Raw genomic sequence first — 14,410 nt, 5'->3', positions numbered from 1 at the left:
TCAGGTTAGGGCCATGCGGCTGGACTGACATTTCTACGCCGATTGTAGGGAAAAGAAATCTTTGTAAATGGCTTCGCCGACCTGGTTTAGCCGAATCTGCAGACTGTCGAGAAATTCGTGGAGCCCCTGATTCACAATCTCGTCAATGGTGACATAGTCTAGCTCTGAACGCAGGCGGCCGATGGTGCGATCGCTCGGCATCCGCCAGGTTCCAGACGGGGTGCCGGTGATCTGGCGCAGAGACTTCTCTGCCTGCAGCACACAGAACTGGATTGAGCGCGGAAACTCCCGGTTCAAAATCAGAAATTCGGTGACGCCGTTGGGGGTAATGCGGTACTGGCACTTACGGTACATTTCATAAGCGCTGGCCGATTTGAGCAGGGCAATCCACTGCAAGTCATCCAGCGACGAGCCGACATCGGAAATAGACGGCAGCAGGATGTAGTACTTCACATCTAAAATGCGGGCGGTCTTGTCAGCGCGCTCTAGCAGGCGGCCCAGCAGGCCAAAGTGCCAGCCTTCATTGTGGGCCATTGTGGCATCCATCACCCCGGCAAAGAGGTGGCTAGACAGCTTAACTTCAGGAAAGAAAATGTGCAGATCAGAGAGCGAGCCTGCCTCAGCAGCCTCCTTCACCATGAGGTAAAAGGCGTTGACCTGTTCCCACATTTCAGAAGAAATGATTTCGCGCACCGAGCGAGCATTTTCGCGGGCTGCCTGTAGGCAGGAAAGGATCGAATTGGGGTAGTTCTTATCAAAGGTGAGAAAGCGGAGCACGTTCTCAGCCGTGGCTTCCCCGTAGCGCTGCTTGAAAAGGGCTTGGTCGCCCGTCGTGACGACCAAAGGTTCCCACTGCTGCACTCCTGGCGAATCGAGCAGCAGATTGAGGTTTACATCGACAAAGCGGGCGACGTTTTCGGCCCGCTCGACGTAGCGGTTCATCCAGTAAATCGAGTCGGCAACGCGGCTGAGCATGGGAGGGGATGGGTGGATGGTGGATGGGTGGATGGGTGGGGATAAGGAGACGCGGGGACAGGGGGACACGGAGACGCGGGGAAATGAAGATGGGGGAGGTAGGGGAGGTGGGGAAGTAAGGATTCCGTCTAGTTCAATGGCCCTACCGGGCATCGGAGAAACACACCCTCTCACCCGCCTTCGGTATCCCTTCCCCGCGTCTCCGCGTCTCCCCCTCCCCACGTCCTTCTACCTTCTGCCCTGGTCAGCAGGTCAAGACACCGTTGGCTTAACTACCCAGGTATCCTTGCTGCCGCCGCCTTGGGAGGAGTTCACCACTAGCGAGCCTTTACGCAGGGCGACGCGGGTTAGTCCGCCTGGATTAACGTAGATGTCTTTGCCATAGAGGATGTAGGGCCGCAGGTCTACATGACAGCCCTCAAAAGTATCGCCAATTAGTGTCGGGGTTCGCGACAGGCAGAGGGTGGGCTGGGCGATGTAGCCGCGCGGATTGGCCTGAATTTTTTCGGCAAAGTCCTGCCGTTGATCAGGGGTGGCGTGAGGGCCGACCAGCATACCGTAGCCGCCGGAGGCGTTGGTGGCTTTGACCACTAACTGATCTAGGTTGGCGAGCACGTGGGCCTGCTCTTGGGCCTGTTCACAGAGATAGGTGGGCACGTTGGGGATGATCTGCTCTTCGTTTAGGTAATAGCGGATCATCCGGGGTACGTAGGCGTAGATCAGCTTGTCATCGGCAACGCCAGTACCGGGGGCATTTGCGATCGCAACCCGCCCATTTTGATACACCTCCATTAGTCCCGGCACCCCCAGCATTGAGTCAGACCGAAAGGCCAGCGGGTCGATAAAGTCGTCGTCAATGCGGCGATAGATCACGTCTACCCGCTGCAGCCCCTTGGTTGTGCGCATCTGCAGATAGCCGTCGGCCACCACCAGATCGCGCCCCTCCACCAGTTCTGCCCCCATCTGCTGAGCCAGAAAAGAGTGCTCAAAATAGGCAGAGTTGTACATGCCCGGCGTTAGCACCACCACCCGAGGATCGGCCAGTTGCGACGGCACCAGGTTCAGCAGTGCTTCTAGCAGCTGGCTAGCGTAGTCGTCTACCGGCTTAATATCCATGGAGGCAAACAGATGCGGGAAGGTGCTTTTCATCACCCGGCGGCTCTCCAACACATAAGACACCCCAGAAGGACACCGCAGGTTGTCTTCCAGCACGTACCAGCTGCCGTCTTTGTCGCGAACCAGGTCGGTGCCGGTAATGTGGCACCAGATGCCCTCAGGCGGCTGCAGACCCATGCAAGGCGGCAAAAAGCCAGGGGCCGACTCCACATCCTCGCGAGGAATCACGCCGTCTTTAAGAATTTTTTGGTCGTTGTAGATATCGTGCAGGAAGCAGTTAAGAGCGTAGATGCGCTGCTTCAGCCCTTTTTCCAGCCATTCCCACTCGCTATAGGGCACGATGCGAGGAATCACATCAAAGGGAAAGATGCGCTCGGTGCCCTGCTCATCGCTGTAAACATTGAAAGTCACGCCCATTTTGAAAAGAGCATTTTGGGCGGTCTGCTGTCGTCGCTGCAGCTCGGCCAGCGTCAGGCTGTTGATCCGGTTGACGAGGGGAGCGGCTTCGAATCGGGGTTGGTTCTTAGCCGTAAACAGCTCATCAAAAAAATCTCCCGGATCATAGGTATCAAATAGCACAGTCGAGCTCACTCCCCAGCGTGTTCGTTCAGCCGCCAGCAATAGAATTATTGAATAGACGCTCAGCCGGACTGCAAACTGTAGTGTTAGCTACCAAGCAACCGATCTTTATGTTGATGAGCCAATCCCTTAACGGCTCAAATAGCTGTTCCAGGCCTGCCAAAAAATGTAGACCGACAGCAGCGCCAGCAAAGCCCGAAACATAAATGTGATGGCCTGATCGGGCAGCTTGGGCAAAAAGCGAGTGCTGACCTGCACCCCCACCAACCCCCCGATGCCTAAGATCAGCCCCACCTGAAACAGCACGTTGCCGCTGAGGGCGTGGCCGCTGCAGGCTGCGATCGCAGTTATCACAATTACCCCCAAACTTGTCTGCACCGCTGTTTTAATTCCTTCTCCCAGCAGCAAAATCTGCAGCGGCACCATGATAACGCCGCCCCCCACCCCAAATAGCCCCGCCAGAATCCCTGCCGAACTGCCGGTAATGAGCCGCGCTAAAACGGGGTTCATCTCTCGTTCGCCCCCTGTAGAGACGCGTTCGTGAGGCGGGTCGGCAGGTGTCATCGCGTCTTCGGCCCCAGCAGATCTGCCGTTGAAATCAGCCGGCGTCGGGTTGTCCGTCGTCTGCGCCTCTACCTGATGCCGTTCCTGCCGCGCCTTTTGGGCCACTACCTGCTTACGCAGCCCCACCAGATACACGTTGAGAACCAAGAGCAGACCAAAGCCCCCCAGCAGGACATAATCTGGGAAAACATTGGCTAGCAGCACCCCCAGCTGAGCCGTGACCAATGCTGGAAATCCCAGCATCAGAACCTTACGCAGGTCTAGAAAGCCCATGCGCCAGTTCTGCACGCTGCCGGTAATCGACGTGACAACAATGGCCAGACTGCTGGTTGCAACCGCTTCTATCGGGGTAATGCCGAGGCGCACCATGATCGGCACCAAAATCGTGCCGCCGCCAATGCCTAAAAAGCCCGCCAAAACGCCAGAAAGCACCCCGGCTGCCGCCAGCAGCCCAAAATCATCGACCATACATTGTTGCCAGTGTGGATTAGCTCGATGCCAGAACCCACTGTACCAGGGTGCGCACGCCATATCCTGTAGCCCCTGGACTGTGGTAAGGCCCCTCCTTCTCAATCCACACCGGACCGGCCACATCTAGATGCGCCCAAGGCGTGCCGTTGACAAACTGCTTCAGAAACAGTGAGGCTGTAATCGAGCCACCAGGGCGAGGACCGGTGTTTTTCATATCGGCCGCTAGAGATTTCAGGCCCTCAAAGTATTTCTCTTCCATCGGTAAACGCCAGAGCTTCTCGCCACTGAATTCGGCAGCCTGGGAAATTTCCTGAGCCAGCCCGTCGTCCGGCGTAAACAGCCCAGCAATATCGTCCCCGAGTGCAATAATGCAGGCCCCGGTTAGCGTTGCCAGATCGACAATGGCATCTACACCCAGTTTTTCGGCAAAGACCAGGGCATCAGCTAGGGTCAGACGACCCTCAGCATCGGTGTTGTTAACCTCAATAGTTTTGCCGTTAGACGCGGTCAAAATGTCGCCGGGACGGAGGGCGCGGCCGCTGATCATGTTCTCAGTTGTGGCGCTGATGAAGTGGACTTCTACTTCTGGCTTCAGGCGACCGATAACTTTGGCGGCTCCCAGGGTGGCAGCCGCGCCGCCCATATCCACTTTCATCATTTCAATGCCGCTGCCAGCCCCTTTAATGTTTAGGCCGCCAGAGTCAAAGGTTAGCCCTTTGCCCACAATGGCCAGCTTGCGCTTGGGGGTGCCTTCGGGCTTGTAGGTCAGGTGAATGAATTTGGGCGGTATCTCAGAGGCCTGGGCCACGCCTAGATAAGCTCCCATGCCGAGCTTTTCACAGTCTTCCTGCTCCAGCACTTCCAGAGTCAGGCCGCAGGACTGGGCAATCTCTGCTGCAGTTTCGGCCAGGCTGACGGAGGTAACTACGTTGGGCGGGGCGGCAACCAGCTCCCGCGCCAAAATCACGCCTTCACAGATGGCTTGGGCTTTGCTAACCGCAGCCTCTTGCCCTGCTAAGTCCAGCAGGTGAACCTGTTGAACCGGGTTGGCCTTCTCGTCTTTATCTGATTTAAAGCGGCTGTCTTCCTGAAGCGCCAGGATGCTCCCTTCGGTCAAGGCTTGGGCTGTGAGGGCCGGGTCGTTGTTCCAAACCGGCAAGCTGAGACCCAGGGAGGAACACTTTTCCTTTCTAGCCAGTCTCGCTGCAGTAGCGGCGGCTTTGCGAAGGGTTTCGGGTTTTAAGCTTTCGACAGAACCCAGGCCGACTAGCCCCAGCTTGTGTACCGGACCTTGCTTGCCTACTCGCAGGGTCGCTGTGGCACCGTCTTTGCCCGTAAACTCGGTTTCATCTATTAAGTCTTGCAACAGTCCGGTGAGCCGCTCATTGAGCTCAGCCATCATGCCAGCCAGCGGCAAAGACTCTTCACAAACGCCAATGACAAGGCAATCGCCAGACCAGGTCAGACAAGTTTTGTCCGATGCTTGAAACTCCATCCCGGGTTCACTCTAAGTAACGCTTATGTAACGCTTATATTCTGAACCATTGTGATCGCAGGTTGACAGGATGTGCCATGCTAGGCCAAAAAAACCTGTCCCAAAACAGATTTTTTCTGCTACAAAGCTTTACAGCGCTGGTAGGCCTCCATGCTGAAATTGAAGCAACTGAAGGAAAAACTGCCGCTTGGGCAGATCAATATTCGAAAAAGAATTCCCCTAATTGCGATCGCAGGGGTAACTGCGCTCTCTGTGGGCATGGCTGTCGCCTTAATACGGCACCGCCCGCCCGCCGGGATTTTGCCCGATACGGCTGCTCAACACTCCCTAAACCCCTTCGCCGAGCGACCCGATGTAGTGCCTCAACTGGCACTGCTACCGGCTGAGATGCGGGCCTTACAGCTAGCTCAGCTAGCCAATGGTGAACCCTCGCTTGTCAGCAGCCGGGCTCGCTATCTATTGGCCGTCGATCAAATTAACCAGGATCGGGGCGGCAGCGCCATTCCCCTGCTCACAGGGCTAGAAGAAGCCTATCCGGTGCTGGCTCCCTACACGCTGCTGCGGCTCGGTCAGGCCCAAAAAGCGGCAGGCCAACCAGAGGAAGCCGTAGCCTCCTGGCAGCAAGTCGTGGAGCGCTACGGCAGCGACCCCGCAGCGGCAGAGGCACTCTCCCGTCTCAGTGAAACCGATCCCGCCTACCTAGAGCAGCTGCTACAAACCTTTCCAGCCCATCCCCGCAGCATTGATCTAGCCTTTGCCCGCCTGGCCGAAGATCCTAACCGGGCCGATACTCTACCTCTGCTCAAGCTGATTGCCCAGCACGGCCACTACCGGCCTGAAGCCGAAGCAGTTTTAGACCGGCTCTCCAAAGAATTTGCTGACCAGCTCCAGCCTGCCGACTGGCAAATGATTGGCTTTGGCTACTGGGAGCTAGGGCGCTACGTCAAAGCCGGCCCGGCCTATGCCAAAGCCCCTGCCACTGCTCGCAATCTCTACCGGGCCGGTCGGGGCTACCAGCTCAACGGCAACGCCACCGCTGCTACTAACTACTACACGCTGCTAGATCAGCAGTTTCCAGACGCGCCAGAAACCGGATTGGGGTTGGTGCGGCTCTCCGATATCCTCTCCCTAGAAAAAGCGGCAAACGTGCTCGATCAGGTGATTGCCCGCTTTCCTGACCGGGCCGGCGAAGCGCTCCTGAAAAAAGCAGAAGTCCTAGATGCCCTCAACAGCTCAACCTCGGCCCAGGAAGCTCGCCAGTCCTTGCTGAACCAGTACGGAGCCTCCGAAGCGGCAGCTGAGCTGCGGATGAAATATGCCGAGAGCGCAGCGGCAGCCGGAGACCTGCAAACGGCTTTACGGTGGGCTCAAGAGACCGTCAAGTTCAGCCCCGACCAAGAAGTTACCCCAGAAGCCGGATTTTGGGCAGGCCGGTGGGCCAGGCAGCTAGGCCAGTCAGACGTTGCCCAAGCCGCCTTTGAGCACGTCATTGGCCACTACCCTGAGTCTTACTATGCTTGGCGCTCAGCCGTCATGCTGGGCTGGGACGTGGGCGATTTTAAGACCGTGCGCTCTAAATTGCCTGAAGTTCAGTTACCGCCTCAGCGATCGCCGCTGCCCACCGGATCAGAAGCGCTGCAGGAACTCTATCTGTTGGGGCACAACCAAACGGCTTGGGAACGTTGGCAGGTGGAGTTTAGCAATCATCAGGAAGCCACTGTGGCCGAACAGTTCACCGACGGCCTGATGCGGCTGGGCGTGGGCGACAACCTCGACGGGATCTACATGGTGTCTAGCCTGTCCTGGCGGGATCACCCCGAAGACCAGGCTCAGTACCAAACCCTCAAGGACAACCCCGACTACTGGCAGGCGCTGTACCCCTTTCCTTTTGCAGATTTGATCCAGACTTGGTCGCTTGAGCGCCAGCTCAATCCCCTGCTAGTCACGGCTTTAATCCGCCAAGAATCGCGCTTTGAGCCCAACATTCGCTCGGTGGTAGGGGCCGCTGGGCTGATGCAGGTAATGCCTGAAACAGCCGCCTGGATCCAGGACCAAGCGGGCATCCCCGACTACAACCTCGACAACCCCAACGACAACGTCAACTTGGGCACCTGGTATCTGGACTACACCCACCGGGAATACGACAACCATTCGCTATTTGCGGTAGCCAGCTACAACGCGGGCCCAGGGGCGGTAGCTGGCTGGATCAGTGAGGGCGGTTTTGCCGATGCCGATGAATTCGTTAAGAAAATTCCCTATCCAGAAACCCAAGGCTACGTTCACTCCGTTTTTGAGGGCTACTGGAACTATTTACGGCTATACAATCCGGAGGTAGCCAAGCAAGTCTCTCAGTATCAGTCGCGTAGCGCACGCACCTCTGCGGTTTCCCATTCTGCCGTTTCCCATTAGAATAAGCTCCGTCAGAGATCGTGGTTCCTCTGTGAAAGATTCAGTGAGGGTAGTGTGGCCAAGTTAGCATCGACTCAAATTGAGCAGCTTCGCGAAATTGGCGCTTACCTGCGTCAGATCCGTCAGCAGCAGGGTCGGGGGCTAGATGATATTGCCAATCAAATCTTCATTCGGCCAGCGCTGCTGCGAGCGGTTGAAGAAGGGCAGGAGCAGCAGCTTCCCGAACCTGTTTTCATTCAAGGTTTTATCCGGCGCTATGGCGAAGCCCTGGGCCTCGATGGCAGCGAACTCTCGAAGGAATTTTCGGTTACAGCCGCTCATATTGTGTCCGAACCCCCTAGCAACGGCAACGGCTTGACCAACGGTCATACCGAAGTCGAAATGCGGCCTCCGGTTCAAGAAGCTCGGCAGCCAGTCCAAGAAACCTGGCAACCGCTTCAAGAAACTCGGCAGCCCATTCAGTTTCCCCATGATCCTCCTGTTCCTGAACGCGGTGTGAATCGGCGTCAAAGCGGCCTGCCTTTGGGCCTGGCCGCAGGGGCATTGGTCTTGGTAGCAGGAGCCGCTTTGGGGATCTGGAGCTTGGCCAATCGACCGAACCAGGCTTCTGTAGCTAACTCTAGCCAGTCCCCAACGGCAGCGCCCGAAGCGGTAACCCCCGAGCCTGTCCCAGTACCAGTGCCTACCCCTGCAGCTACGCCTGAACCGACTTCCAATGCGCCTGTGGTGGCCGACCTGTCCATGCGCGATCGCGCATGGATTAGCGTCGTTGCCGATGGCCAGAAAGTCTATGAGGGCATTCTCGAAAGCGGCACCGAAGAAACCTACGAGGCCCAGAGCAGTCTTCGGATTACCTCTGGCAATGCTGGGGGAGTAGCCCTCTCTTTCAACGGCAGTGCGCCAGTCTCGATGGGAGCCTCGGGCACTGTCAGAACCCTGACGCTAACCCCTGAAACTGACCCGGCCACTCTGGCTGTTCCCTAACCTTGCTCCACAACCTGACGCGTGAGTGCTCTGGTGTTTACAATCTAGGAGACACCTTGGGGCTTCGCCTATCCAATGCCTATGACGCCTCCCTCCGATCTTGAGACTCTAGACAACCAGACCCTGGTCTCATCCGCCGCCCCGGCAGAAGATCCAGATTCCTTTTTGGATGAGGTGCCTGCCGATCTAGAGATGTCTCTGTTTGACCATCTGGAGGAACTGCGCCGCCGCATCTTCTACAGCCTAATTGCGGTTTTTGTCTGCATTGTGGGCTGTTTCTTTGTGGTCAACCAGATTGTGCAACTGCTAGAGGTGCCTGCTCAGGGCGTTAAGTTCCTACAGCTTTCACCGGGTGAGTATTTCTTTGTCTCTTTGAAAGTGGCAGGATACAGCGGTTTGCTGATTGGCAGCCCGTTTATTTTGTACCAGATCATCATGTTCGTGCTTCCGGGGTTGACTCGGCGGGAGCGGCGGCTAATAGGGCCGGTGGTGCTAGGTTCAAGCGTTCTCTTTTTTGCGGGTTTGGCCTTTGCCTACATTGCCCTGATCCCAGCAGCGCTAAATTTCTTTATCAACTACGGGGCTGATGTGGTAGAGCAGCTCTGGTCGATTGACCGCTACTTTGAGTTTGTGCTGCTGCTGCTGTTCAGCACCGGGCTAGCGTTCCAAATCCCGATCGTGCAGCTGCTGCTGGGCCTGCTGGGCATCGTTTCCTCTCAGCAGATGCTTTCTAGCTGGCGCTTTGTGCTGTTGGGGGCAGCGGTCCTAGGCGCAGTGCTGACACCCTCTACCGATCCAGTGACCCAGAGCCTCTTGGGCGGGGCGGTGCTGTTTTTATACTTTGGCGGGATTGGCATGGTTAAGGTGATTGGGCGTTAAAGGCTCCAACCTGGGACTTGGCCCGCAGAGGCTGGGGGAGTTGCGGCATGTTAAGCTCTCAGCTTCACTCTCAGCCCGCTTCCTATAATTGAGGTAGAACGCCCTGCATTCTCAGCAGCTGCTTAGACCCTTCACTTCATAGGGACTTCGCTTCAGGAGCAAGTAGTGTTCGTGCAAGGCGGTCAACCCTGATTGGGAGGCCCATCATGTTTAGAAGAATTTTAGTTGCGCTAGATGATTCTCCGCTACGAGCCACAGTCTTTGAAAAAGCCCTGGCGATGGCGGCAGCGCTCGACGCTCAGTTAATGCTGCTACACGTTCTGTCAGCCTATGGGGTTGGCAGCCCCGGCATTCCCCTACGTGCTTACCCTGCCTACTATCCCATCTTGGATGACGCTTCTTGGCAACTTTACCAGGAGCGGTGGCACACGTTTGAAACAGCGGGTATTGAGCGGCTTCAAAGAGATTCGGAAACTGCTACCAACGCCGGAGTTAGGGCCGAATTTATCCAGTCTGGGGGAGAACCCTCTCTCGTGATTTGCGATCTGGCCCGCACCTGGGAAGCTGATCTCATCATCGTTGGCAGCCACGGACGCAGCGGATTGAGCGAGCTGCTGATGGGCAGCGTTAGCAACTATGTCATGCACCATGCGCCTTGTTCGGTGCTAGTGGTGCATAGCTCCAAGACAAAGTCTGCTCACAGCACCAAATCAGCAATGGCTGACACAACTGCACTTAGGTAGACAGCCTAAACTAGCTCTAACGTTCTGCCATGCTCTAAATATGGCTCCCGGTGGTTGGGTTTGGCTACGCTCAACCTAGCCTGGCAAGGAATCTTGGGGTTTCGCCAAGCCCTACCCAATTTACAAACTTCAGTTTCGTCTGGGTGACTTCTGTCAGGGGAAATTCTTAACGGGTAGGGCGGGTATCGTAGACACGCCAAGCAATCAAAGCGACCAGCCCGCCAAAGAAGATTAGGGCTCCCCAATCAGCAGAACTGGCGGGCAGAGGCAGGTAAGCTAGGGGTAGGCCAAAAAGAGGCATCATCGTTTTACTGGGATGTCTTTGTGTTGTGTGCGCATGTTGTGTAGCGCAATTGTGTAGAGTTTTTCAAAAGTCGCGAGATACGGTCTTAGTCTCGCCAAAGGGCAATTCCCCCCAACAGCCCCATCATATTGGAAACGATTTTGACATTTTTGGGTAGGTCAAAGTTGATCTGCTTGGTTTCACCGCCGCCTAGGTAGAGCGTGTCGTAGTTAAAGATAGCTTGCAGCAGTGCGATCGCTTTTTCCAACCGCCGGTTCCACCGTTTTTTGCTTATCCCTTCTAAGGCAGATCGGCCTAATTGCTGCTCGTAGGTTTCCCCTTTGCGGAAGGGATGGTGGCCCAGTTCCAGATTAGGGACGAGCGTACCGTTAACAAAGAGGGCTGCTCCGACACCGGTTCCCAAGGTAAGCACCAGTTCAACGCCCTGGCAGGTTACGGCTCCCAGCCCCTGCACATCAGCATCATTGGCCACGCGAACCGGCTTGCCCAGAAGTTGGGTGAGCGATTGGGCTAGATCTACGCCAATCCAGCGGCTGTCTAGATTGGCCGCCGAGCCAATGACTCCTTGGCGCACCACGCCAGGAAAACCTACTGATACTCGGTCGAAGTCTCCCTGCTGAGCCGCCTGTGCTTGAATGAGGTTAATAATGGCCTCTGGCGTTGCAGGCGCAGGCGTATTTTGCCGCAACCGCTCGGTCAGAGCTTCTCCCCTGGCATCTAGCAAGATGGTTTTAATGCCGCTCCCGCCAATATCAACAGACAGTGTTTTCGAAGCCGCCGAGGACGGATCTGGGGCTGCCTGACTACAGCCTGCTGCCTGCAAATCGTCCGCGGGCAAAGCGTTTGTGGGTAAAGGTTGAGTCACGGTCGCAGGGTCCGTTTGCTTAGCCGTTTTTGCTCTCCCATCATCGCTCCCGCTTCCTTATGTGACAACTGCCTAACACGCAACAGTGACTGCAGTATAGGCAGAATCTCGCCCTTCAATCAGGCGTCATGAGGAATATTTAACGATTTTCGGGCGGGATATTTAACGTTTTGTTTAGGCCCAGGCGATGAGGCAAACGGAAGCCTAAGATTTTTGCCGCCAAACTTGGGGTTGTCGAAACCGATAGATATCGCGAATCGTTTGCACCCAACCAGCAGACACGCTCTCAAGAATGCGATCGCCTTTTTCTCGCGTCGCGACTGTTGCATCTCCCAGCACCCCGCTGCGGGTCAGGTCCCGCGTTACCCAAGCAAAGGGCAGTGCCCCCTCCATACTGAGCAGGCTATTCTCTGGCAAGCCTTGGGGATACTCCTTCACGGCCCGATCCATGTGCACCTGATCAGGCAGCACAGACAGCATCAGGCTAGTCTCAGCGTCTCCAGCATGGATGCCCAACTCTTTTTCTAAATCGCTCAACAGTTCGCCTGCCGTGTTGGGGACGCGCCAGGTAAATAGGGGAAAGACCAGGAAGTCCTCATAGGTCTGGTGCAGATCCCGGGCCGTAATTTCTATCACCTGGGGCTGTCCCCCGTGAGAGTTCATTAGCACTAGCTTACGAAAGCCCGCTCGGTAGATGCTCTCTCCCACCTCTCGCAGAACCGCTAGCAGAGTTTGGGTGGAGAGCGTAATCGTGCCCGGAAAATGCCAGTGCTCATTGGACTTGCCGTAATACAGCAGCGGCAACGTATAGGCGGGCACCTCAGATTCCAGTTTTGTGAGGGCTTTGCCCAGTACGGCAGCGCTGATAGCGGCGTCTACTGCTAGGGGCAGATGAGGACCATGCTGCTCAATTGCCCCAATGGGCTGAATAATTACCACATTTTCCTTATCGGGCATGGCTTGAACATCTTGCCAGGTGAGATAGGGAAAATATCGCTCAGGCGGAAAAAAACTGTGCATCGGCATTGCTAATAGATGTGTAGGAAGAAGGGACTCAGCAGAGAGCCATACAGGATAGAGGTGGCGAGAATAAAGTCTATACTCCTAGTAATGTCTTGAATCCGTGACAAGTTTGGCCTTTTGTCTTGACAGAAAAAGTCAAAACGGTAAAAATGAATACAGAAAGTAAATCGTTCATCCGAGCTAGTAAGAGCCTAATTGGCTCTAGCACAGGACGGAAGTAGGGACTCCCCGAAGGAACGCGCCTCTAACTCACTTCAATTCATTACTCTGAGAGGCGAAATTATGTCTTTACGTTATCGCGGCGTTAGCTACGAACCCACTCAAGCCCAAGTAGAAATGTCTGAAGAGCTCATTGGTCGCTACCGGGGTGCAGCTGTTTCTCGGCACACCCCCAAGCAGTCAGCAGCCCACTCTTCAGTAGAAGGTCTTAAGTATCGGGGCGCAACTGTAAAGTAGGCTTGACCCACTTTACAACTTAGTTTGCTGTCTGGCTTGAGTCAAAAAATTCCTGTAGCACACTCGTTCTAGAGAAAAGCACTCCATTCGGGGTGCTTTTTAATGCGATATCCTCAGAAGAAATATGGGATAAATGCTGTGCCAGTCGTATGGTTCTTAATGGGCCTGGCAACAGGGCTGGGAATCTGGTTCTGGCGTTGGACTCGATTCAATGCCCGGTTGAAATTGCTGGTGAAAAGACAGCAGATTGATCCTGGATCTTCTGATCTCGATTTGATAACACAGCTATCGCACAGGATTGCTGACCAAGGCCAGCAGGTCAATGGTTTAGAACGGGCTTTAGACAGCCATCAGTTTTTGCTGGAAAATGCTCCGATTGGCTACCTCCTAGTCAATGAAGAAAACCAGCTGCTGTGGTGCAACCTGCAGGCCGGTCAGCTCCTGGGTATTTCTCAATCTTTTGATGAGCTAGAGCAACGACCCCGACTGTTGCTTCAGCTCGTGCGCTCTTATGAGCTAGACAACCTGATTGAGGAAACGCGTCAACTGCATCAGCCCTGCCAGCGAGATTGGACCCTCTATCGGGTGTCACCCAATCCGCTTAATCCGAAAAATGAGCCTGCCTATCCCTTGAGAGGCTATGGCGTGCCTCTCGATCAAGGGCGAATTGGCGTCTTTTTGGAGAATCGTCAGGAAGCGGTGACTCTGCTGCAGCAACGCGATCGCTGGACCTCTGATGTGGCCCATGAACTCAAAACACCGCTGACCTCGATCCGTCTGGTGGCAGAGACGCTTAAACCGCGTATTGATGTCGCCTTACAAGGTTGGCTAGACCGCTTGCTCAATGAAACGATCCGCCTCAGTAATTTGGTTGAAGACCTGCTTAACCTGAGCCGCCTTGAAGGCCAGAATTTTCAGGGTCTGAACCTAAAGCCGGTTGACCTGGCTCAGTTGATTACGGCTGCCTGGCAGAGTCTGGAACCGCTGGCACGGGTAAAGCAACTTAGCCTTACCTACGACGGGCCAGTGACTTTACTGATGACAGTGGATGAGTCTTTGATGTACCGGGTCTTGATCAATCTTCTAGACAATGCCATCAAGCATAGTCCGTCTCGCGCTTCGGTGTTTGTTCAGTTGAGTCTGGTGGAAAGCTCCGCTTTAGAAGGGGGAATGGCGGTCTGCTTGGATGTGATTGACAATGGATTGGGGTTTCAAGACAAAGACTTGCCCCACATTTTCGATCGCTTCTACCGGGCCGACCCGGCGCGCAAGCGCGAAACCAATCGATCCGCCCGGGGCTCAAGTAGTTCGCAGGTGTCTGCGAATGAAGGTTTAGGCGGGGGCGGCAGTGGGCTGGGCCTCTCAATTGTTCAGCAGATTGTGGAGGCGCACCAGGGCACTATAGCTGCAGAAAACCATCCGGATCTCGGCGGAGGCTGGCTGAAAATAATTTTACCTGGCAGCCTGCTGCTGGCTCAAGACAGCATAGCCGGTCATTCCCCCTTGTAAGGCGTGGCGGTAGCTGTTTGAATAGATTGGGAACAAAA

The 14,410-nt window shown here is 55.5% G+C and carries 13 protein-coding genes and 1 riboswitch; of the genes, 6 read left to right on the top strand and 7 right to left on the bottom strand.

All coding sequences use genetic code 11. The features are described 5' to 3' along the window. Positions 1 to 33: 33 nt before the first annotated feature. From H6G13_RS20770 to H6G13_RS20755, 4 genes are all read right to left on the bottom strand, one after another. Complete coding sequence (locus H6G13_RS20770) at positions 34 to 975, bottom strand: alpha-E domain-containing protein (RefSeq protein WP_190486388.1); 942 nt, start codon at positions 973 to 975, stop codon at positions 34 to 36. A gap of 252 nt (positions 976 to 1,227) precedes the next feature. Beyond that, entirely contained in the window at positions 1,228 to 2,670 is a 1,443-nt protein-coding gene (locus H6G13_RS20765; RefSeq protein ID WP_190486987.1) for a circularly permuted type 2 ATP-grasp protein, read from the bottom strand. A 129-nt stretch (positions 2,671 to 2,799) separates the two neighbouring features. Next, complete coding sequence (locus H6G13_RS20760) at positions 2,800 to 3,702, bottom strand: sulfite exporter TauE/SafE family protein (RefSeq protein WP_190486386.1); 903 nt, start codon at positions 3,700 to 3,702, stop codon at positions 2,800 to 2,802. Positions 3,703 to 3,721: 19 nt separating this feature from the next. Further along, positions 3,722 to 5,200 carry a leucyl aminopeptidase gene (locus H6G13_RS20755; protein WP_190486384.1) on the bottom strand — a complete coding sequence of 493 codons (1,479 nt, stop codon included), beginning with the start codon at positions 5,198 to 5,200 and terminating at the stop codon, positions 3,722 to 3,724. A 150-nt stretch (positions 5,201 to 5,350) separates the two neighbouring features. Here H6G13_RS20755 and H6G13_RS20750 point away from each other — a divergent pair, with 150 nt between their 5' ends. The 4 genes from H6G13_RS20750 to H6G13_RS20735 all read left to right on the top strand — a co-directional run bounded on the left by H6G13_RS20750 (position 5,351) and on the right by H6G13_RS20735 (position 10,215). Further along, on the top strand, positions 5,351 to 7,609 hold the full coding sequence (locus H6G13_RS20750; RefSeq protein ID WP_190486382.1) for a transglycosylase SLT domain-containing protein: 2,259 nt from the start codon (positions 5,351 to 5,353) through the stop codon (positions 7,607 to 7,609). Positions 7,610 to 7,663: 54 nt separating this feature from the next. Next, positions 7,664 to 8,593: a RodZ domain-containing protein gene (locus H6G13_RS20745; protein WP_190486381.1), complete on the top strand. Its 930-nt coding sequence runs from the start codon at positions 7,664 to 7,666 to the stop codon at positions 8,591 to 8,593. Positions 8,594 to 8,674: 81 nt separating this feature from the next. Then, the gene (tatC, locus tag H6G13_RS20740; RefSeq protein ID WP_190486378.1) at positions 8,675 to 9,472 is read left to right on the top strand and encodes a twin-arginine translocase subunit TatC; all 798 of its coding nucleotides are present in this window, start codon (positions 8,675 to 8,677) and stop codon (positions 9,470 to 9,472) included. A gap of 206 nt (positions 9,473 to 9,678) precedes the next feature. Next, entirely contained in the window at positions 9,679 to 10,215 is a 537-nt protein-coding gene (locus tag H6G13_RS20735; RefSeq protein ID WP_190486376.1) for a universal stress protein, read from the top strand. A 166-nt stretch (positions 10,216 to 10,381) separates the two neighbouring features. Here H6G13_RS20735 and H6G13_RS20730 read toward each other — a convergent pair whose 3' ends face one another. From H6G13_RS20730 to H6G13_RS20720, 3 genes are all read right to left on the bottom strand, one after another. Beyond that, positions 10,382 to 10,519 carry a hypothetical protein gene (locus H6G13_RS20730; RefSeq protein ID WP_190486374.1) on the bottom strand — a complete coding sequence of 46 codons (138 nt, stop codon included), beginning with the start codon at positions 10,517 to 10,519 and terminating at the stop codon, positions 10,382 to 10,384. 85 nt (positions 10,520 to 10,604) lie between these two features. Beyond that, on the bottom strand, positions 10,605 to 11,342 hold the full coding sequence (locus tag H6G13_RS20725; RefSeq protein ID WP_190486985.1) for an ROK family protein: 738 nt from the start codon (positions 11,340 to 11,342) through the stop codon (positions 10,605 to 10,607). Positions 11,343 to 11,588: 246 nt separating this feature from the next. After that, on the bottom strand, positions 11,589 to 12,404 hold the full coding sequence (locus tag H6G13_RS20720; RefSeq protein ID WP_190486372.1) for a creatininase family protein: 816 nt from the start codon (positions 12,402 to 12,404) through the stop codon (positions 11,589 to 11,591). Positions 12,405 to 12,573: 169 nt separating this feature from the next. Next, positions 12,574 to 12,650: riboswitch (Glutamine riboswitch) on the top strand. Between the two features lie 39 nt (positions 12,651 to 12,689). Here H6G13_RS20720 and H6G13_RS20715 point away from each other — a divergent pair. Next, the gene (locus H6G13_RS20715) at positions 12,690 to 12,863 is read left to right on the top strand and encodes a DUF4278 domain-containing protein (protein ID WP_190486370.1); all 174 of its coding nucleotides are present in this window, start codon (positions 12,690 to 12,692) and stop codon (positions 12,861 to 12,863) included. Positions 12,864 to 13,001: 138 nt separating this feature from the next. Further along, positions 13,002 to 14,372, top strand: a complete 1,371-nt coding sequence (locus H6G13_RS20710; RefSeq protein WP_190486368.1) for an ATP-binding protein — start codon at positions 13,002 to 13,004, stop codon at positions 14,370 to 14,372. Positions 14,373 to 14,410 lie beyond the last annotated feature (38 nt).

Origin of the sequence: Pseudanabaena sp. FACHB-2040 (assembly GCF_014696715.1) — a bacterium.
In the GTDB taxonomy this organism is placed as follows: domain Bacteria; phylum Cyanobacteriota; class Cyanobacteriia; order Phormidesmidales; family Phormidesmidaceae; genus JACVSF01.
The sequence above is the reverse complement of the archived record's forward strand: the minus strand, read 5'-3'. Positions and strand labels throughout refer to the sequence as shown.

Coding starts and splice junctions, on each gene's coding strand:
- H6G13_RS20770 (WP_190486388.1), bottom strand. CDS start 975: ATGCTCAGCCGCGTTGCCGACTCGATTTACTGGATGAACCGCTACGTC.
- H6G13_RS20760 (WP_190486386.1), bottom strand. CDS start 3,702: ATGGTCGATGATTTTGGGCTGCTGGCGGCAGCCGGGGTGCTTTCTGGC.
- H6G13_RS20755 (WP_190486384.1), bottom strand. CDS start 5,200: ATGGAGTTTCAAGCATCGGACAAAACTTGTCTGACCTGGTCTGGCGAT.
- H6G13_RS20750 (WP_190486382.1), top strand. CDS start 5,351: ATGCTGAAATTGAAGCAACTGAAGGAAAAACTGCCGCTTGGGCAGATC.
- tatC (WP_190486378.1), top strand. CDS start 8,675: ATGACGCCTCCCTCCGATCTTGAGACTCTAGACAACCAGACCCTGGTC.
- H6G13_RS20735 (WP_190486376.1), top strand. CDS start 9,679: ATGTTTAGAAGAATTTTAGTTGCGCTAGATGATTCTCCGCTACGAGCC.
- H6G13_RS20730 (WP_190486374.1), bottom strand. CDS start 10,519: ATGATGCCTCTTTTTGGCCTACCCCTAGCTTACCTGCCTCTGCCCGCC.
- H6G13_RS20720 (WP_190486372.1), bottom strand. CDS start 12,404: ATGCACAGTTTTTTTCCGCCTGAGCGATATTTTCCCTATCTCACCTGG.
- H6G13_RS20715 (WP_190486370.1), top strand. CDS start 12,690: ATGTCTTTACGTTATCGCGGCGTTAGCTACGAACCCACTCAAGCCCAA.